Genomic DNA, 20,759 nt, shown 5'->3' with positions numbered 1-20,759 from the left:
CCTGACTTTCCCCTTATAATCAGCCTAGATTTCTGGGAAACAAATGTTATGTTAATATACAAGGTTGTCCTTCAAGGCCATTTTGTCTTTGTCTCCCCATGAAAAAATTGCCGCTAGTCCTATCGGTGGGGAGTGTCGCTTTATTGTTGGTGGGATGTCCAGCTTCTAACCAAGCTAATCAATCCCCACCACCCACCCAAGAAACCCCCACCCCCACCCCCTCTCCTAGTCCCCCAGCTGCCCAACCTCCTGCCTTTAGCGGTCCTGTGCAACCAGCCACCGAATCGACCCCCCCAAGCGCATCGGGATTTATTCCCGCTACCGATCCCGACCAAAAACGGGCAGAAATTAATCGCGGTTCCAGGAATAAGGATCCCTTTGCCCCCTTTTCCCTACAACCAAATATTACAATTACAGTGGCGGGAAAACCCCCGGCTGGGACTCCAGCGGCCACCGCAGCCGCACCCGCAGCAAGGGGCAATCGTCCCACTCCCAGACCACCGATAGTGAAAGCACCGCCCACTCTTAGACTACCGATAGTGAAAGCACCGCCCACTCTTAGACTACCGATAGTTAAAGCACCTCCCCCACCACCGCAACCGACGGAAGCCGAAGAAGTGCAAGTATTGGGCATCATCCGGTTGCCCACCAGTGCCATGGCGATCGTGAAAGCCACCGGAGAAGCCACGGAACGTCGAGTTATCCCCGGTTCTACCCTCTCTAATGGTTTAATTTTAGTTAAAGCGATCAACACCGATCCCGACAATCCCTATATTGTCCTAGAACAATACGGTCAAACTATTACCCGTCGCCTAGGGGATGTTGTCCCCGAACCCGCCGCCGCACCGCAAGCCTCGATCAGCTATAATATTCCCGAATCAGGAGAATAAAACCCGTGCGATCGATTGCTATTCAACAAAAACAAACCATTATTTATCCGCAAATGCCCTTGGCTATCTATCGAGAGTTGGCCAGCCATTTACAACAGGTTCAGGGTGTGGAAACCCATCTAACTGCCCAGCAGTTCCAACAATTCGATTATCATCAAAGTCAGATCGGTAGTCTCGAAATTAACTATACTGAGACTTTTCAGGAAAGCGATCGCACTCTGGTCACGGCAATTCTCGATTATTATGCCCAACGTCACGGCCCCTATCAGCTTTCCTAAGCTTTCTCTCTTCACCTTTTCCCCGATTACCGACTTTCCTGTTAAAAACTAAAGGTATTTTATAGGAGTTATCTTAATGCTGGGGATGATGCCAAATCCCGTCACACTTCATCTATTAAGGGTAGGGTTGATTCATGAATCAACCCTACTATGAATCAACCCTACTATGAATCAACCCTACTATGAATCAACCCTACTATGAATCAACCCTACTATGAATCAACCCTACTATGAATCAACCCTACTATGAATCAACCCTACTATGAATCAACCCTACCTTTTATAAAAATTAAAATCTTTCTGATTTTAAGTCACCGACGACCAGAGGTAGTCACTGATAACTGATAACTGATAACTGATAACTGATAACTGAAATGACCCTACCCAATTCCCTAGAAGAAACCATCCTGCAAGCGAAAGCCGCCACCCAACTGGCTCTAGAATCGGGAGCTAGACGCCTACAAGTGGAATTAGTTATCCCAGAAATTGCTCTACAAGCGCAAGCTTTAGCCCTTGATTTTGCCTCTATTTTTGACAGTTATGGTTCTGGTTTAAGGGTAATTTTTCCCGATACCGGGGCCGCCATGTTAGCTCGACGGGATTGGGGAGAAACAGTTTTTCAACTGGGAGATTTAGGTAGTCGTTTTATTCCTGTCGAAAACAAAATTAAGCCCGAAGATGAAGTTTTTTTAGTTGTTTGTCCCTCCTCGGTGGAGATTAATTCCGTAGAAAAACTCTGTTACCTTGCCGAAGATCGCCCCGTAGTTCTTCTAATTCCTCAATTGGAAGATGTATCGGTAGTGGGTATCGGTTACGCAGCCCGACAATTGCGAGAAAGATTTTTAAGTACCCTAGAAAGTTGTTATTATTTTCGTCCCTTGGAATCAGCGATCGTTTATCGTTCCTATCCTTCCATGTGGCAAGTTTGGCTAGAAAAAGAAGACGGTTACGAGTTAATTTCCGAACAATCCACTAAACCCATGGGCGAAGCTTTAGAAAATCTGATTCTGAAAGCTTCTAGTAATAATCCTAATGATAGTTCTAATCCTGCTAATAAAGCCAAAAAGTCGGGTTTATTTGCCACTATGGGACGCTTCTTAAAAGCATTGCAACAGTGACATACTCCCCCCGTCAAGCTAGGCTGTGACGGGGGATTTTTTCCCCATTGCTGTTAGAAATTCCTTACTTCGACGGATTACCTCGATTGCAACTTTTATCCTTCTATTTTAACCGATCATTTGGCAATGCTATAATAAAATCGGTAGTTTCCCTAGAGGTAAACTTTTATGATCGTCAATAAGCGAGAACTCAAGCAAGCCTTAAATCGGGTGTACTTAAAAATCAAGCCTGAGGCTGAAACAATTCAGGTTTTTCAAGCTAATTTGGCGCGCTTGTTGGAGCAATGTGACAGCAAAAAGTCGGAAGAGTTTAATAAAAATTTGCTGATAGATTTTTTAAAAAATACCTATTATACCGATCGCTATTTTATCAATACAAAAGAGCGCATTGATCTGGTGATTCATAATAACCAGGATGTTAAAAGTCCAGTGGGGGTCATTTTTGAGACTAAGAAGCCTACTCGGACAATAAATGCAGAAATGCCAAGACTGGATAATCTCAATACCAAGGCTTTTCAGCAGTTAGTTTTATATTTTCTCCGCGAAAGGGTGACGGATAAAAATCTTGAGATTAAACACTTGATCGTGACAAATATTTATGAGTGGTTTATTTTCGATGCGAAGATTTTTGAGGAGTTGTTTTTTGCTAATAAGGCTCTAGTTAACCAGTTTTGCGATTTTGAAGCAGGGAGACTGAGTAGTACAAAAACGGATTTTTTCTATCAACAAATTGCCGAACCAGCGATCACTAAAGTTATTGAGCAAATTAAGTTTACTCATTTTGATCTGCGAGATCTGGAAAATTTAGATTTGCTTGATATTTACAAGATTCTTTCACCAGAACATTTACTTAAGTTACCTTTTGTTAATGACAGTAATACTTTAAATAAGCCTTTTTATAATGAGCTTTTGTATATTATTGGTTTGACGGAAATTAAGGAAAAAGGGAAGAAGTTAATCGGACGAATGAAAGAAGGCGATCGCTGTGATGGTTCCCTAATTGAAAATGCGATTAGTCGGTTGGATAGTCTAGATAAGACTTCAAAATTAACTGAAGAGTTTGGAACTACAGATGAAGAACGGCTTTTTAATGTGGCGTTGCGGTTATCAATTAATTGGATTAATCGGGTTTTATTTCTCAAACTATTGGAAGCGCAATTAATTAAATATCATCAAGGCGATCGAGATTTTGCTTTTCTCAATTTGGCGAAAGTTCCCAGTTATAGTGATCTCGATAGTTTGTTTTTTGATGTGTTAGCCAAGGAGAAAAATAAGCGCGAGGCTAAGGTTAAAACGATTTTTGCTCATGTACCTTATTTAAATAGTTCGCTATTTCTACCAACGGAGACGGAAGACCAAACGATTTTTATTGGCAATTTGCGGGAGCGAACTTTACCCATTTTTGCAGGTACGGTGCTAAAAGATAATCAGGGTAATAAGCGAGTAGGCGAGTTAAATGCGTTGGCTTATTTGTTTGAGTTTTTGGATGCTTATAAATTCGATCGAGATGAGTTAGAAAATCCTCAAGAAGATAGCGAAAAGTTAATTAATGCTTCGGTGTTGGGGTTAATTTTTGAAAAGATTAATGGTTATAAGGACGGTTCTTTTTATACGCCGAGTTTTATTACCATGTATATGTGTCGGGAAACGATACGAAGAGCGATCGTGCAGAAGTTTAATGAAGTAAAAGGCTGGAATTGTCAAAGTTTGGATAATTTATATGAACGAATTGAGGACAAAAGAGAGGCGAATACTATTATTAATAGCCTGAAGATTTGCGATCCGGCCGTGGGTTCAGGACATTTTTTAGTTTCAGCTTTGAATGAGATAATCGCGATTAAGAGTGAGTTACGGGTTTTATTAGATAGTTCGGGTAAGTCGCTAAAAGATTATCGGGTAGAGGTGCGAAACGATAAGTTATTGGTTTATGATGATGAGGGGAGTTTATTTGCTTATCATCCGAATAATAAAGAAAAGCAACGGGTACAGCAAGCCTTATTTCATGAGAAACAGACGATTATCGAAGGGTGTTTATTTGGGGTGGATATTAACCCTAATTCCGTGACGATTTGTCAGTTGCGGTTATGGATTGAGCTTTTAAAGAATGCTTATTATCGAGAGGATGGCAATTTAGAAACTTTGCCAAATATTGATATTAATATCAAGTGTGGTAATTCTTTGATTAGTCGCTTTGCTTTGGATGTGGATGTTAAACAGGTTTTACAGAAGCAGAAGTTTAGTATTGAGGAATATCGCAATGCGGTACAGACTTATCGCAATGCGGAAAATAAGGAACAAAAGCGGGAGATGGAAACGCTGATTGCTCAGATTAAGGCTGGTTTTAGTGCTAATTTATTAATTAGTGATCCTAAGAAGGTGAAGTTACGTCAATTACAAGGGGAACTTTATAATCTGGAAAATCAGGGTTTATTGTTTGAGGAGACTAAGACGGAGCAAAAAGCGCGGGAGAAAAAAGTAACTAAGTTAAATAATGAGATTGATAAGCTAACTGCTGAAATTGCAGATATTGAAAGCGGTAGGCTGTATGATAATGCTTTAGAATGGCGGTTTGAGTTTCCTGAAGTGTTGAATGATGACGGGGATTTTGTCGGGTTTGATGTGGTGATTGGGAATCCTCCTTATATAGGAGGTAGAGAATGGGGATTAGGAAAATCTGAATTTAACTATTATTTGAATACCTATAAAGGTGCAGAGTATCAATTTGATGCTTATATCTTGTTTTGGGAATTGGCTACAAAATTAAGTAAAGACTTAATTGGCTATATCACGCCAAATACATGGTTAAACAACCAGAAAAATTTATTAATTAGGGGAATACTTCTCAAATTAAAAATATTAAAAATAGTTGATTATTCTAAAACCAAAGTTTTTGAAGATGCTACAGTCTTACCAGTAATCACATTAATTCAGAAAAAAACGGCTACTACAAATCAAACTGAAATTTTAGTTCCCAGTGTAGAAGACAATTATCCTCTTGTTACTAAGTGTATCATGAGTCAGGATAACTGGGCGCAAGATGATTTAAAAATTATTAATATTGATGCCAATAAAAACGATATTCTTTTAAGAAATAAGATAGAAAGTGACAGTCAAATATTAGCAGAGATTGCCATCGTAAAATTTGGTATAAAAATCTATGAGACAGGTAAGGGAAATCCAAAACAGAAAAAAGAAGATGCCCAAAATAAAATATTTGAAGCTGACTTTAAGGTAGATAACACATATAGACCATATTTAGAAGGAAAAGATATCAACACATATTTGATTTCTTGGAAAAATAGATGGCTCAAATACGGCTCAAATCTTGCTGCTCCAAGAGATATTTCTCTCTTTGAAGGAGAAAGAATATTGGTAAGGCGAATTGTTGGAGAAAAGCTTATTGCTTGTTACACTAATGGTGATTTTGTAACTAGCCAGCTATTGCAAATAGTAAAACCACATGATCAGTCACTTACAAAATATCTTTTAGGAATTATTAACTCAAAGTTAATAGCATTCTATTTTAGGAAAAAATATAACAGGCAAGATATAACATTTCCTGAGATTAGAATTTATGAATTGTCGTCTTTACCAATTAAGAAAACTAAAAACCAATCAGCTTTTATCAATTTAGTTGACAAAATTCTCGCCGCTAAAAAATCTGATCCTACTGCTGACACAAGCGAATTAGAAAAGCAGATTGATCACTTAGTTTACAAACTCTATCAACTCACCTATAATGAAGTAAAAATCATTGATCCAGAATTTGCCCTAACAGAACAAGAATATCTGGACTTACCCTAAGCAAAAATACTAAAAAATTAACCAAACCCTAATTATAACCAGCTACTTAACACAAGAAAAACCAAATTTAGTTCAAAGAGGCGCGATCGCCCCTTTGTTAGAGTCATTTAAAGTTAAGTTCTGAGCCACTTTAATATCTCAGGATTTTTGTCATAAAGGTAGGTAAAACCATCCTTGGCTGTAATCACCTTCCCTCGACTGGCTTTACTCCGAATGCTAGAGAGTGATAGGTCTGTTAATAGTTTCATTTCCTGATGGGAAAATCCTTCAAGAGAATAGACTATTTCTGGTTCTGATCCATTATCGATAGTAATATCGGGTGTTATGGAATTGTTACTCGGAGCATTAGAACGTAGGTTGGGTTGACGCAAGGAAACCCAACAACTTCCTCGAATATTTTCACAATTTTTGTTGGGTTTCGCCTTTTGAGCCGATGGGTAATACCTGAGCAATAATGATAGCTCAACCCAACCTACGGCTCGATTAATTAATAAACTGATTCAGGAATGATAGTTATGGCAATCAGAATCAAACTTTGGGCAGATTATGGAAGTTACCCACTTTGGGGAGTAGATGAAATTGATAACATTACTCCTGAAGAATTACCATTAAGTAAAGAAACTATTCAGCGTTTAAACCCATGGCAGGATACTTACGATAAGACTTTAAATCAAGACTATCCACCTTTATCAGATTTTCCTAATCAGCAAGCTGAAATGGATTTTAAACAAGAAGGAATTAGTTTATGGAAACAGTTATGTCTTGAACTGGCACCAGATTATGAAGTTTTCTACCAAAATGAAGGTCAATTGTTCAGACATCCTAAGGAAATAACCAAAAAATCTACAGTACAAAAAATAACAGTTTGAGTATCGTCACCTTCGGCTCTAGCGCAGCTTCAACCATCAAGCATAAACTAAAACCCTCTAAATCCACTGAAAAAGAAACCACAAAAGTCGGCTAAATTGCCTCTAAAAATACCATAAATGCCCCCTTAATTTAGTTAGTTGAGAGTGCGAAACGCAGGAACAGCAGCCAGTCGTCGAGAGATGAGGTCAAATCCCGTCATACTTTATCTTTATTTCTGACTGGCTGCCTAGACAAATCAGAAAGTAAAAGTCGTGCGGATAGTACCGATAACTAAGGTGGAATTGTTGTTATTTGAGTTAGGAGAAGTAATCACGATTACCCCCGGAGTGAGGGCAATATTATCGGTGAGTTTCCACTCATAAAATCCTTCGATATGAAAGGACGTATCGGGATCATTAGTGGAACTACCATCATTTAATCTAATACTAGAACTAGATACCCAAGGCTGCATACCAACAATAATACCGGCCGTATTTCCTTCCTTAAATAAATCAGGAAAAGCCAAAGTTACCGCCCAATTCCAGATATCTAAATCCCCGCGTTCTAGTTGTCCATCTAAGGTGCTAAGGGTGATAGCTTTTGTGTAACCACCCCAACCACCGAGGACAAAACCATCGACAATTCGCCAAGTAAATTGTAAACCCAAGCTATTATTAATGGTCGGGACAGCCTCCCCGAATAGTTCTTCGGTGAAAAATCGGAAATTCGAGCGCTGACTTCCCGTCCCCGTGTCTAATTGGTTATAACCATGAAAGTAGGATAAAGCAATGCCAAAATTATCGTTTGGAACATAACCCAGCTGCCCTAGGGCAGTATAGGAACCGTTAAATAAACCCGCTCCCGGGTTAGGATCGTTAGCATCCCCGGCAAGATAACCGGCGCTGAATTGGAAAGCCCCATAATTACCCTGTAAACCGAGTCCAGTTTGTCCGGGAGCAAAATAAAGGGGATTGCGAGTACCAAAAGCGGAAAGCGCCCCACTAGCACCATCTCCATCCAAAAAGTTGAGGGTATTGGTAAAGTCATCTTTAGCACCTCCCGTCGCTTCTAACCAGAGTTGGATATTTTCCGTTAGGGGGAAACTGTAGTTTAAAACTTCTACCAATAAATCGTTGCCGTCCGGTTGGGTAAAGGCTAAGGTACTGGCAAAAGTTCCGGTAGTATCGGCTAAATCGGCAATATTTCCCGTTGCTAGACGGGTATAGAGTAAATCTTTGCCTGTGAAGCTAGTATTTAATTCTAAACGGGCCCGATAACCAAAAGCTGGTACTTGGGGAATTCCTTCACCACCGTTTTTTTCTCCTGTGGCTACCCCATATAATGCCATCACCACTTCCCCGGTTAATTTAGTAGTGGTGGAAAATTGATTATTTTCCAGAAAAGCGACTCGATTCTCTAAGTTATCAACTCTAGCCCCTAATGCCGCTAATTCTGTCTCGAATTCCTTGACTAATCGCTTGATTCTGTCTAGATCTTCTTTTAATACCGCTACTCCTTCTTGAATCAATCTTTCCAGGGTATTTAAGCAGGAATTCAACCCGGCGGCAAATTCCCAACGAGTTAAAGCGCGTTCACCGCGAAAAGTGCGGTCAGGATAACCTACTATACAACCATACCTCTCCACGAGACTTCTTAAGGCCTCAAACGCCCAGGCGGTGGGAGAAACATCCCGCAATTGATTGACACTTGTTACCTGTGCCATGGGGTTACTAGAGAGGTTTTCGAGACTATTAGCCAGTACCGGACCAGAAAAACCCAGTAATATCGCTGCTGTTAGGAAATTTTGCTTGATTTTCATTGCTGTCTCCTACACCTACAAGAATGATTATTATTCTCAGTATAATTAGGTTAGCAAACTTTTTCCAGTCTGGCACTATTGCCAATATTTTTCAAGTGTTACTCCAGATAAAATCTGAATTGCCTAGCATTTATCGGTTCAAATAAATCTTAAATGATAATAAAAGCAATAAGTAAATAATTTTATTGTTCCTAAAAACAAGATAGAGACGCTGCTGACAGCATCTCTAAATGATTATTTTTGGTTCAATTGAGGATAAAAAAGGGGTAACTAGCGCAATTCAGCGTTAAACTCGTTAAAAGAGCGTCTTTTTAACTCTACCGATTCCGATCGAGGCAAAAGATCAAAAACCTTTCTTAAGACATCATCCACATCTTCATATTTAACATTGCCCAAACCATCATAAACCACTTTACCTTGTTGGTCTAAAACCACCGTTTGGGGAACCCCACCGCGATAATAGTAACCCGGTTCATCGGGACGATAGGAAGACTTTAAGGGGATAGAATCGACAGTAACGGGGATAATACTGGCGGCGCGACCGTAAAACTCTTGAAAACGGGAGACAATCGCCGCAAATCGCTTACAATCACTACTATCATCCAGATAATAGACGATTATAGCTGGAATTTTCCGTTGAAAAGTTTCCGCTAAATTTAAACGCGGTGGTACGAGGGAACCATTACCCGCATAGACCACAAAAATATTACCATCAAGGCGATCGTCATCGATTCCCGCATAGGCACTAGGGGTTAGCCAAGGAGACAAACTCGTCAGAGCAACAATAAGAAAGACAAGACAGATCTGAAGACGCAGCCGATAACGAGATTTCATGATCAACAGGGTTAAAATATTAAAACAATTTTTAGTTTGACATACCCCACGCCGTAAACGGACGTGGATTCTTCTAGCATCACTGCTGAGAATTTCTGGCTCAACGAGTCCACTTGAACCAGATTCCTGGCGAAATCCCACCCAGAGGTGGTTCTCTCCTCAGACTTTCGCTCCCTTACAGAAGCCTGTTTTCCTATGCCCTACGATACAGTTCAAAACCTCTAAAATACTTGGTTTCTCTGGTACTTGACGCTTAGAGCTTTTACCTATAGGAGCATTCCCCCATAGAACCCCATAACTCTAGTTTTCAAGGCTTCGGCCGTGAGCTTTTGCCGAACGGTGCGTTCATCCTGCGATGACTGGGTTTTTTAAGCGGTTGCTTACCCGGCCCGCTATTCTTAATATCATACATCAGATAAAGTCGCCCTAAAAGGGCGAGGCTTTAAACCCAATTTTTCGGTAAAAAATCTTGTGACCTTCGAGCGCGATAATTCCCAAACTACCTCGCGAGTCATTGCCGCTAACTCGCGCTTTGCCAATACTTATTATGCCATTCTAGGACTACATCCGAGTGCCTCGGTGATCGAAGTGCGACGCGCCTATCGGGAACTCAGCAAACGATACCACCCCGATACTACCGAACTCAGCCCCGAAGTGGCAACGGTTAAATTCCAGCGTCTTAACGAAGCTTATGCCACCCTGAGTAATCCCGATCGCCGTTCCCTGTATGATTTACAGATAGGTTACTCGCGCTGGAATGTCATCCAAACCATCCCCGATGGCGATCAACCCATAGCTAATCGTAGCGCCTATCTCGATCCTACCGATCGTCCCCTATCTTCGGGAGAAATTTTTGCTTTGTTTATCTTGGCACTCACCCTGCTGGGCTGCTTGTTACTAGCGGTGATTATTGCTATGCTTCGAGGAGAGAATGCCGTCACTGTAGCCCAATTATTTTTGATTTAGATGCGATGAAGATTCCCACTGCTGATACTCCCCTCTATAATCATCCCTTACCGGCGATCGAAGCATGGCTAGTTAAATTAGGTTGTCGGAAAAATAGCGAGAATATCCACTGTTGGACTGTGGAAAAACCGACATGGAAAGCGGAAATCTGCCTCGACATCGAAGAAATCACCGTTCGTTACTTTCGGGCAGCAAATGACGGCAGTGATATCAATCGCGCTTTTAAATACTCCCTTAGTCGCCAAGATATCGAATCGGCGGTTTTTTCTGGTCCCTAATTATTAGCCAAACTTTTGACTATCTAAGATTACTCGTTAAGACAGCGCCGGAGTTGGCAGCAGGGAAAGCTAGTCCGAGCATTTGTACTAAATTTGTCGAGATGCGCTGTCAATCCAGTACACTTGTTCAGACTGAAATCAAAGCTCCCCCACAACTGGACCCGCTGCCGGCAGTGCAACCGTAGCAATAGGAAGCGGTTTGTACCTCTGCAATTAGATCTAAACTATCCGCTTGTAATAAATCCGACAGGGTTAATTTTTGGTCTTGACCAGTGCAAGCGACCAGATCTTCCATCTGATTAAAATCGCAGTCATAGATATTACCCAAATAATCAATGGAAAGCTGATTACGACACATCAAATGTTCGACAGTATCGCCATTAAAATGGTCTTCGAGGAATTGAAGATAGGGTTGATAGAGTTGCCGGTGTTCCAGATGGAAGCGCGTCCTTCCAATAGGTAGGTTAATGATAGTCAACAGATTGTTAAAAGAAATATTAAAATGTTCTTGCAAGAACTTTTTGTAATCCCGTGTTAGGGATACCTGATCCGGTGTGAGAGAAAAATTCTCTGACTTAGGAATCTGGGGATTATAGACTAAATCTACAATCAAATTCGGCTCTTGAGCGTAGCCGAGACGGTTCAACCATTGTAAAGCAGCAATCGATCGATCATAGACTCCCAGACCGCGCATTTTATCCACATTATCGGCAAGATAACAGGGTAAAGAAGCCACCACCCGTACCTGATGGCCAGCGCAATATTGAGGAATATCAGTAAATCCTTTCTCGAAATAAATAGTTAAATTCGAGCGCACGATTACCTCTTTCCCAGCTTTTCTAGAGATTTCCACAATCGGCTTAAAACCGTAGAGCATTTCTGGGGCGCCGCCAGTCAGATCGACGGTTTTAATTTGGGGGAATCTTGCGATCAGTTCGATAATTTGTTCGCACACTTCTGGAGTCATTTCTTCGGAGCGAACTGGACTAGCTTCCACATGACAATGGCTACAAGCAAGGTTACATTTTTTCCCCAAATTAATTTGCAGAACCGAGATTTTGTGCTTAGTTAAAGGAGTTTTTAGTTTCTCGACAAAAGGAGTCATGGGAGAGTAAACAGTAAACAGTGACCAATCACTAATCAATGATAACTGATAATGGATGAGTTTTTTGTCAATGGGTAACTCCTAACTCAGATAAACTTGATTTTTCTCTTAGTTGCCAGGGGATAGCTCAGAAAGATTAGCTGATTTTTCTTGCCAATCTTGACCGATTTTAATCGTCACATCAGAAGCGAGATTCCCTGTACTTTCCACCAAAACTTCCCCGACACCAAGGCTATTATGCAGGGAAGCAGCGAGGGAATTATCCCCTTTTTGAGCAATAATTTTGGTAGTTTCTAGAATTGGCGATGAAGACTTAGAGACAAAAACATTTTCATAACCCAATGAGCGCAGATATCTAATTAGAGTTTGCACCGCTTCTGGATTATCGATGCTATCTTCCACAGCTATGCGAGTCGGTTGCGTGGTTTCCTCGATGTCAGCCATAAAAAAGCCGTGGTTAAAATGTTGAGCCACTAGCTCTTGAATTTTACTTTGATTGGGTAGCCAATAACTGATCCCTTGCCGACCATCACCATTAAAGTCTCCGGGTAGCAGTAGCATTTGCACATCAGTGCGCTGAGTTTTAGAGGCAAAACCGGCTAGGGCGAGTAACTCCTCTAAACTGAGATTAGTATCGATATGAGTGCGGATAACCTCGATAATATCGGGAATTTTCAGTAAAGTTGCTGGTTTTAGGGTTTGTTCTACTAAAGACCGCATTAATTGCTGTTGTCGTTGGATACGACCGATATCGCCGTTAGCATCGTAACGAAAACGGGCAAACTGGAGGAATTTCTCGCCGTTAAGGTGTTGTTCCCCTTTTTTCAGGTCAATGTAGAGGTGTTGACTAAAATCTTGGTACTTCATGTCTTTGGGAACATATACCGTCACCCCCCCCAAAGCATCAATTAATTTTTCCACACCCTGCACATTAATGCGAATATAGCGATCGATAGCGACTCCGTCTAAAAGATGACTAACCGTTTCCGCCGTTAAAGCAGGTCCCCCGATAGCGTTAGCTTCATTGATTTTTTTCTCCCCGTAACCCTCGATATCGGTGCGGGTATCCCGGGGGATGGAAAGCATGGTTAACTTCTGTCTTTGGGGGTCAAAACGCAGTAACAGCATGGTATCGGTTAAACCCTCCAAGGAATTAACCGGGGCATGATAACCCAGATCTGGGGTTTGTGCCTCCTTGACATCGGATGTCAACACTTTCGCGCCGACTACCAGAATATTAACGGGACGGTTGAGGGCGGGAAGTTGCAGATTTTCATAGGATATGGCCTGCTGATTGTTAAAAGCGGCGGCTTCTTCGGGACTAAGAGCCGCTTGTCGCAAAGGTGTGGAGGAGAGAGACACGGCCAACATAGCCCCCACCGTTGCGGAAACTAGGGCGCAGCTGGTTAAGCCTAGGACTGTCAGGAACCATTTACGCGACAATCGCCGCTTTTTCACTGGTTTAGCCGCTAATTTGCTTGATTTTCCGCTTTTAAGCCTTGATTTTGTCTTATTAACCACAAATTGCCTCACACAGTCACTAAGTATCTCCCTAAAACCATATTTTAAAGAGATGAACTATTTTTTTTCCCAGATAACCGGAAAAGATCATTAAACTAATCGGGTTTTTTAGAGAGTTAGCAGATAATATAGCAGAATTTTTCCTTATAATCGTTCTGCATCGCAATTTTGGAGAAATATCTAGGCTTTGCTGGTGGGGAAGTGGGGGAGTGGGGAAGTGGGGAAGCGGGGAAGCGGGGGAGTGGCGGAGTGGGGAAATTGAACTAAAACCCCAACACCCCAACCCCTAAAACCTGCCTCCTATCTCCTCATTGGCTGATTTTTTTGTGCAGAAATAACTTTTGTGGTCGATTAAATAACCAATTGACCAACCAACCGTCGGTTTTTTGGAGACGATAACCGCTACTTAAGTACAGTGACCGGGCTGCTAGATTATTATCGAGAACATGGAGGGAAAGTTCCTCAAAACCCCATTCTCTAGCGATCTGTTCACACTTGAGCAGCAATCTCCGGGCCAGACCGGCACGCCGGCGATCGGGACTAACGGCTAAATTAGAAATATAAGGAATGGGAACAGCTAAAAAAGAACTGGATTTTAAGCTGATTTCCGCCGTAGCGACAATAACTTCCTGAGAACCCGTGGCGGTGACACTGGTTTGACTGACTACCAGACAGTGATAGTAAGGGGTATCACCGCGCAATCGTCCCCGTAAGTCCTCGTAAATGCCTAATTTAAAGATAGAACGCAGAAAAGACCAATAATTGGCCGTGGGAAAAAAACTATCGGTGAGAATCTCCGCCAAGCTTTTGATATCTTGGCTTTGGGCCAAACGCACCTCGACGGTAATGGCGGCACTGTCACCGGTCGCTTCCGAGTCGGAGGGATGAGACAATAGGTATGAGATAAAACAGGAGTCCACTTTAATCACAGGAGTCGGCAGGGAAGATGGGGATGGCAGTCCTTATCCCGGAAAGGTAAATAGGGGTGGGATTTAGTTGGGGGAATCAAGCATATATCTTAAGGAGAATACCGCAATTTTTCAAGACTACTGAATCAAAATCTCATCTATTCTACTGCCTCTAGCCCCCGCTGGGGGAAAGACCGCAATTTTTTCGGGAATTTTTTTTGATCTCCAGGCAATGGCTAATATGGGGCGATGCCGGTCAGAACTAATCTCTTTCTTTTTGGGTCAATTAACTATATTCTTTAATCTAATCTATCCTCCTATCCCCTCTATGATCAAAGAAATTTCCGCTTATTTGCAAGTGTTCCGCAGTCAAAAAATGGCGGCTTTGTTATTCTTAGGTTTCGCTTCCGGATTGCCCTTATTGCTCACCAGTCGCACCCTGCAAGCTTGGATGACCACCGAAGGAGTTGATCTGAAATCGATCGGTTTATTTAGTTTAGTCACCCTCCCCTACTCTCTCAAATTTCTTTGGTCTCCCTTACTCGATCGCTATCTTCCCCCGCTGCTTGGTCGTCGTCGCGGTTGGATTTTCATCGCTCAAATTTGTTTAACTTTAGCGATTGGTTGCATGGCTTTTCAACAACCGCAACGATCTTTAGAATTATTGGCAATTAATGCTTTACTGATCGCTTTTTTTAGTGCCAGCCAAGATATTGCCTACGATGCCTATCGCACAGATATTTTAGAAAAATGGGAGATGGGTGCTGGGGTGGCGATCGGGGTTTTAGGTTATCGTTTGGCTTTAATTTTAACTGGTTCGATCGCTTTAATTTTAGCCGATCACTTTCCCTGGCCTCTAGTCTATCTTTTCCTGGCTGGATTGATGGCTTTAACGATTATTTGGTCTTTTTTCGCCCCAGCTACTACCCCTAGAGATGATCATCCCCAAACTCTTTTAGAGGCGGTTTGGTTGCCTTTCTGGGAGTTTTTTCAACGCTATCAAATAGGTCAAGGAATCGGCATTCTCGCCTTTATTGTTCTCTATCGTTTAGGGGATGCTTTAGTTAATAATATGGTGACTCCTTTTCTCTTAAAAACTGGTTTCAGTCAAACCGATATCGGAGCGATCCAAGGCGGCATGGGCATGATAGCAACTATGGTGGGAGTTTTATTAGGTGGTTCCCTGTTAAGTCGTTGGGGAATTAATCGATCGCTCTGGATTTTTGGGGTCTTGCAAGCTCTTAGTAATTTAGCCTATTTTATTTTAGCAAATTTAGGGCAAAATTATCCTTTTATGGTCTTAGCTATTAATATTGAAAACTTCTGCGGTGGCTTAGGAACTGCCGCTTTTGTGGCTTTTTTAATGAGTCTTTGTAATGCTCGTTTTACCGCTACTCAGTACGCCCTTTTATCAAGTTTAATGGCCTTTAGTCGCGATATTTTGGTGGCTCCCGCCGGAGTTGTAGCCGAGGTGATCGGTTGGCAGTGGTTCTTTTTAATCACGGTAATTGCCGCTTTACCTGGGTTAGCTTTATTGCCTTTATTTGCCCCTTGGCAAGAGCAGAATTAAGCTAATTTATGACCTAGAAACCGATGATTTACTCCTCCGATTTCACTCGCATAACTACTAAAGTCATATCGTCGCTACCGTCACTTTCCAACCCAGTAAAAGCGGCAACTGTCCCAAATAAATATTCGAGAATTTGTTCGGGATCGGTGTACTGTTGACAGGCTTCTTTAACTGCCGATAGCCAATTTTTCTGATCAAATCTTTCCCCTTTCGAGTTGACTGCATCGGTAAAGCCATCGGTATAATAAATCAGCGTATCTCCCGCTTCTAATTGCACTTGGGCATCATCATAGATAGAATCGGCCTCTAAACCAACTAATGTTCCTTCCGTGTCGAGAGACTCTAACTCTCCCCGTTTAGCTCGCCACCAGAGGGTGGGATAATGGGCAGCATTACTGTAGCCAAGACGCTGCGTCAGGGGATCATACTCGGAATAAAATAATGTCACGAAACGATGAGAATTATCGAGATCGGCATACATAACCCGATTGAGATGACGCAAAATCTGGGCCGGGGAGTGACGATTTAACACTTCCGCTCGCAACATTCCCCGGGTCATGGTCATCAATAATCCTGCCGGGACACCTTTACCCATAACATCACCGATGACTATACTCCAAGGGGCGGTACTGGCTTCCATTTCCGCCTCCGTTGCCGGTTTAAATTGATCGTAGTTGCAGGGGATAAAATCATAATAATCGCCACCAACGCGATTAGCAGTTTTGCAGTGGGCTGCCAATTCTACCCCCTGAATTTTCGGACATTGCCGGGGTAAAAGACGATTTTGGATTTCGGAAGCGATTTCTAACTCTCGATCCTGACGTTCCTTGGCCCGTAATTCGATCGTTAATTCATTATTAGCTATAGCCACCGCCGTTTGATCGGCCACTAGCTGCAGCAGTTTACGACGGGTGGGTGTCCAACCATAATCGGGATCGCGACTGAAAACGTATAAACGTCCCCGCTCACTATTTTTTACCAAAACAGGTGTACTATAAACCTGCGTACCCTGTCCGAGAGTTTGCCGGATTTTATGGTCGAGACTATCGAGAAGCGATCGATTGTTTTTGTTCTCAAGTGTCGCTTCTTGGTTTAATTGTCGGATAATTGCCTCTAATTGTCGGCGGAGTTCCCCATTAATTTGATTATCTTGGCAATGCAGTTGATCAAGCGCCACTTGACCGTTATTTTTGCTCAAAATCAACGCCCCTCCCTCCGCGTCTGCCACTCGTGCGGCCATCAAGGGGGTAAGATCGAGGAATTGGTTTAAATTATTGAAACTCCGCAGGGCAAAACCGAGGGAACTTAAGAGATTTTGAACTTTGTTTTGTTCACGATATAAACTGGCGACCAACTCTTTTAAGGCTAAAATTGGCTTAATATCGGCACTTTGATCGCCCATATTGACGGTGGCAGTGGTGAGAGTGTCCCTCGGTTCCGGCTCAGAAAGCATAAAATGATTTTTGTGGCGGTGACATGATTATAGCTAGATGGTCATTGGGTTATGACCTGTTTAAGTTTAACAGTATAGTCGATCTTTTCCTGACTGCCACAATTTAACCCTGATGTTTTACTATTTCTGTTTTTTCACACCTAAGACTGAGGCTGATAGCTTGACCTTATAATAATTAGAAGTATTTAACTTGATCCATTGACTTTATGACCTTGCCTCTCGATGTTCCCACGGCGATTAATCAACGTCGTTCTATTAAAAATTTTACCACCGATCCGATCGCCCCAGAACTGCTGAAAACCCTGGTAGAATTAACCGTTGCTGCACCTAGTAGTTTCAACATCCAAGATTGGCGAATTATTTTAGTACAAGATGAGGCACAAAAGGCCGCTTTAGCCGAGGCCGCTTGGGGACAAAAGCAAATTATCCAAGCGCCGGTTACTTTTGTTTTCGCTGCCGATGCTGCCGCAGGAGGAGGAGATCTAACTCCTATCTATGAACAGGCTCTCAGTACAGGTGCCTGGAGCGAAGGCACGGTAAAATATTTTAAACAGGCAATCCCGGGATTTCAAAAGGATTTGGGCGAAAAAACCCGGGAATATGCGATTAAAGATGCGATGATTGCCGCTACTCATCTGGTTTTAGCTGCTGAAAGTCTCGGTTTATCTAGTTGTTTTCTCAACGGTTGGATCGAGGATAAGGTAAAAGCTGTGATCGGTGCTGCCGATCATCCCGATCTGGCGATCGCTGTTGTCGTTCCCATCGGTTACGCGGCGGAACCGCGGCTTAATCCAGGGCGTTTACCCTTAAATTACAATGTTTTTGTGGATCGCTTGGGTAATCCCTATCAAGTCTAAACTCGATTAACTGGATTTAATCTGGTTTTGATCGCTGTTTTGGCCGCTGGTTGAGGAGTTGCTATCGGTTTCGGTTGGCAGGGGTTGGCGTTGCTGATTTGAGATAGGAAGCTTCTGGCAAACTAACTTTTAGATAGGATGCACAGTTGGTATTCATAGCTTGATTGAGCAACGCCTTGTATTGTGTCAAAATTAACAATTTAATCTGCATCAAGCTGCGCTAATACAGCCGACATCGATCTTAATTTTTTCACAAGATATAAGGTTAATTATGACATCCCAGATTATCATGTCTAGGATTGACCATCTTTTAGCCTTATCGAGGGATTTCTATGCTGAAAAAATACTCATGGTGGCGGCCACTGACGATTTTATTTGTAATCAGCTGCGGAGTGATCTTAATTTTTGGGAAAACTTTCGCCCAATCCCCAGGGATTAGCCATCCTCTCGACCCCCTCACAGAAAATGAGATTAAAATGGCGGTAACTGTGGTGAAAAAAGACAAATCCCTGACGGAGTTCGCCAGATTTCCTAATATTTCTTTACAAGAACCCGATAAGCAAACTGTTTTAAACTTTAAAAAAGGAGATGCTATTGCTCGTCAGGCTTTTTTAGTAATTCTGGAACCCAGACTGAATAAAACCTATGAGGCTATTGTCGATACCAAAGCGAGTAAAATTATCTCATGGCAAGAAGTATCGACAGGACAACCACCATTGTTAGATGAAGAATACGAAATTCTCGATCAAGTAGCTAAAGCTGATCTTCGTTGGCAAGAAGCTATGAAAAAACGCGGGATTGCTGACTTTGAAAACGTCATCATTGATGGTTGGGCCCCTGGGATGATGAGCGAGAAAGAACAAGCATCGGGAAAGCGCTTAATTCGCGGGATTACTTACTATAAAGGCAAGGATCGCAGTAATTATTATGGCGCACCGATCGAAGGTTTATCGGTGACGGTAGATTTAAATAATCGCCAAGTATTTGAAGTGCAAGATACTGGTATTATACCTTTCTCAAAAGCCAATTTTGATTACGATGAAAAAACCCTTTCACCCCTTCAAAAAGCCCTAAAACCTTTAAGAATTCGACAACCGCAAGGGACAACTTTTCAGATTAAGGGTAACGAAGTTAGCTGGCAAAATTGGAAATTTCGTTATCTCATGCACCCAAGAGAGGGGTTAGTTCTTTATCTAGTTACCTACAATGATAACGGTAAAGATAGAATGATTTTATATCGTGCAGGACTGTCAGAAATGCTAGTTCCCTACTCCAATACCTCGCGAGAATGGGCGGTTCGTAGTGCTTTTGATGTGGGAGAATATCGTTTTGGTTGGCTATCTACTCCCTTGGATAAAGGTAATGATGTTCCCGAAAATACTGTCTTGTTAAATGCCTTGTTTGCTGATGATAATGGGGAACCTTATATCGGGAAAAATCTTATCGGTATTTACGAAAAGGATGCGGGAATTCTCTGGCGACATTATGATTTTAACACGGAAACTTTTGAAGGTCGCCGCGCCCGTCAATTAGTAGTTAGTACCGTGGCTGCTATTGGTAATTATGACTATGGAATTAACTGGATTTTTCATGAAGATGGTACTTTAGAACAGCGCAGCGATTTAACGGGAATTATGTTAGCTAAAGCGACTCCTAATCTCACTAATTCTCATGAGCATGGCGATAAATTTGGGACATTAGTAGCGGCAAATGTGGAAGCAATTAATCATCAGCATTTCTTAAATTTTCGTCTCGATTTTGATGTGGATGGGGTTAAAAATTCTGTTACTGAAATGAAGGTTTCTACCCGATCACCAGAAAAGAATCCCTTTGGTAATGCCTTCACTATGTCAGAAAGAAATCTTCAGCAAGAATCCGAGGCAATTCGTGATGTGAATTTAGCTGAAAGTCGCGCTTGGATGGTAATGAATAAGAATCAGAAAAACTCCCTAGGAATGCCGACAAGTTATATGTTAATGCCATCGACAAATTCAATTTATTATCCCAATTTCCAAGCAGATTCTCATCAACGGGGTGAATTTGCTACCCATCATTTTTGGGCAACTCGTTACAAAGCGAACGAGCTTTATGCAGCGGGAGATTATCCCAATCAAGGCAAAAAAGGCCGAGGTTTACCGCAATATACTGCTGATAATGAATCTCTCGACAATGAGGATTTAGTTATCTGGTACACCTACGGTGTTACCCATATTCCTCGTCCCGAAGAATGGCCAATTATGACCGTACATCCGGCTGGTTTTAAGATTATGTCTTGGGGTTTCTTTGACCAAAATCCTGTTTTGAATGTCCCGAAAAATAACCTAGAGACTTCTTCTAATTAATTAGGGTCTGCTGAAAAAGTTTTTCGTGGGGGTAGGGTGTGGGGTTTTACCCATTTTCAGGTGGTCAACTACCTAATTTTCAGAGAAAAAGTAACTGAATTTTTCCCCGATCACTCCAATGGTCGGCACTTTTTGGGGGGAAAAAAGTCTAAAAACCTTATCCAACA

At 42.0% G+C, this 20,759-nt stretch carries 16 protein-coding genes; 10 read left to right on the top strand and 6 right to left on the bottom strand.

Translation table 11 applies throughout. From position 1 onward, the window contains the following. The first annotated feature begins 98 nt into the window (after positions 1-98). The 5 genes from myaer_RS02715 to myaer_RS02690 all read left to right on the top strand — a co-directional run bounded on the left by myaer_RS02715 (position 99) and on the right by myaer_RS02690 (position 6,959). Positions 99-890, top strand: a complete 792-nt coding sequence (locus myaer_RS02715) for a hypothetical protein (protein ID WP_046660856.1) — start codon at positions 99-101, stop codon at positions 888-890. Positions 891-895: 5 nt separating this feature from the next. Continuing rightward, the gene (locus tag myaer_RS02710) at positions 896-1,168 is read left to right on the top strand and encodes a hypothetical protein (protein WP_046660855.1); all 273 of its coding nucleotides are present in this window, start codon (positions 896-898) and stop codon (positions 1,166-1,168) included. A gap of 374 nt (positions 1,169-1,542) precedes the next feature. Further along, positions 1,543-2,286 carry a DUF1995 family protein gene (locus tag myaer_RS02705; protein WP_046660854.1) on the top strand — a complete coding sequence of 248 codons (744 nt, stop codon included), beginning with the start codon at positions 1,543-1,545 and terminating at the stop codon, positions 2,284-2,286. Positions 2,287-2,454: 168 nt separating this feature from the next. Beyond that, a complete protein-coding gene (locus tag myaer_RS02700; protein ID WP_046660853.1) occupies positions 2,455-6,090 on the top strand; it encodes a DUF7149 domain-containing protein in 3,636 nt (1,211 codons plus the stop codon). Positions 6,091-6,605: 515 nt separating this feature from the next. Continuing rightward, positions 6,606-6,959 carry a hypothetical protein gene (locus myaer_RS02690; protein WP_046660852.1) on the top strand — a complete coding sequence of 118 codons (354 nt, stop codon included), beginning with the start codon at positions 6,606-6,608 and terminating at the stop codon, positions 6,957-6,959. 236 nt (positions 6,960-7,195) lie between these two features. Here myaer_RS02690 and myaer_RS02680 read toward each other — a convergent pair whose 3' ends face one another. Both myaer_RS02680 and myaer_RS02675 read right to left on the bottom strand, forming a co-directional pair. Next, on the bottom strand, positions 7,196-8,758 hold the full coding sequence (locus myaer_RS02680; RefSeq protein ID WP_046660851.1) for an iron uptake porin: 1,563 nt from the start codon (positions 8,756-8,758) through the stop codon (positions 7,196-7,198). 270 nt (positions 8,759-9,028) lie between these two features. Continuing rightward, the gene (locus myaer_RS02675; protein ID WP_046663582.1) at positions 9,029-9,592 is read right to left on the bottom strand and encodes a thylakoid membrane photosystem I accumulation factor; all 564 of its coding nucleotides are present in this window, start codon (positions 9,590-9,592) and stop codon (positions 9,029-9,031) included. A 471-nt stretch (positions 9,593-10,063) separates the two neighbouring features. Here myaer_RS02675 and myaer_RS02670 point away from each other — a divergent pair, with 471 nt between their 5' ends. After that, positions 10,064-10,558 carry a J domain-containing protein gene (locus myaer_RS02670; RefSeq protein ID WP_002779886.1) on the top strand — a complete coding sequence of 165 codons (495 nt, stop codon included), beginning with the start codon at positions 10,064-10,066 and terminating at the stop codon, positions 10,556-10,558. Between the two features lie 5 nt (positions 10,559-10,563). Continuing rightward, positions 10,564-10,836: a DUF3143 domain-containing protein gene (locus tag myaer_RS02665; RefSeq protein WP_046660850.1), complete on the top strand. Its 273-nt coding sequence runs from the start codon at positions 10,564-10,566 to the stop codon at positions 10,834-10,836. 127 nt (positions 10,837-10,963) lie between these two features. On the opposite strand, the gene arsS is transcribed toward myaer_RS02665, so the two are convergent. From arsS to myaer_RS02650, 3 genes are all read right to left on the bottom strand, one after another. After that, positions 10,964-11,941 (bottom strand): arsenosugar biosynthesis radical SAM (seleno)protein ArsS, encoded by a 978-nt coding sequence (gene arsS, locus myaer_RS02660; protein WP_046660849.1) that lies wholly within the window; start codon positions 11,939-11,941, stop codon positions 10,964-10,966. A 108-nt stretch (positions 11,942-12,049) separates the two neighbouring features. After that, a complete protein-coding gene (locus myaer_RS02655; RefSeq protein ID WP_046660848.1) occupies positions 12,050-13,462 on the bottom strand; it encodes an LCP family protein in 1,413 nt (470 codons plus the stop codon). A gap of 308 nt (positions 13,463-13,770) precedes the next feature. Continuing rightward, entirely contained in the window at positions 13,771-14,391 is a 621-nt protein-coding gene (locus tag myaer_RS02650; RefSeq protein WP_046660847.1) for a GNAT family N-acetyltransferase, read from the bottom strand. 307 nt (positions 14,392-14,698) lie between these two features. On the opposite strand from myaer_RS02650, the gene myaer_RS02645 reads away from it, so the two are divergent. Then, on the top strand, positions 14,699-15,940 hold the full coding sequence (locus myaer_RS02645; RefSeq protein ID WP_046663581.1) for an AmpG family muropeptide MFS transporter: 1,242 nt from the start codon (positions 14,699-14,701) through the stop codon (positions 15,938-15,940). Positions 15,941-15,968: 28 nt separating this feature from the next. Here the strand turns inward: myaer_RS02645 and myaer_RS02640 are convergent, their stop codons facing one another. Further along, the gene (locus myaer_RS02640; protein ID WP_046660846.1) at positions 15,969-17,393 is read right to left on the bottom strand and encodes a PP2C family protein-serine/threonine phosphatase; all 1,425 of its coding nucleotides are present in this window, start codon (positions 17,391-17,393) and stop codon (positions 15,969-15,971) included. Positions 17,394-17,599: 206 nt separating this feature from the next. Between myaer_RS02640 and myaer_RS02635 the strand changes: the two genes are divergently transcribed. Together myaer_RS02635 and myaer_RS02630 are read left to right on the top strand one after the other, a co-directional pair. Further along, positions 17,600-18,250, top strand: coding sequence for a nitroreductase family protein (locus myaer_RS02635; RefSeq protein ID WP_046660845.1), 651 nt, complete (start codon positions 17,600-17,602; stop codon positions 18,248-18,250). A gap of 332 nt (positions 18,251-18,582) precedes the next feature. Then, positions 18,583-20,592 carry a primary-amine oxidase gene (locus myaer_RS02630; RefSeq protein ID WP_046660844.1) on the top strand — a complete coding sequence of 670 codons (2,010 nt, stop codon included), beginning with the start codon at positions 18,583-18,585 and terminating at the stop codon, positions 20,590-20,592. Positions 20,593-20,759: the final 167 nt, after the last annotated feature.

It is taken from the genome of Microcystis aeruginosa NIES-2549 (genome assembly GCF_000981785.2).
Taxonomy (GTDB): domain Bacteria; phylum Cyanobacteriota; class Cyanobacteriia; order Cyanobacteriales; family Microcystaceae; genus Microcystis; species Microcystis aeruginosa_C.
This window is presented reverse-complemented; position numbering and strand designations above follow the sequence as displayed.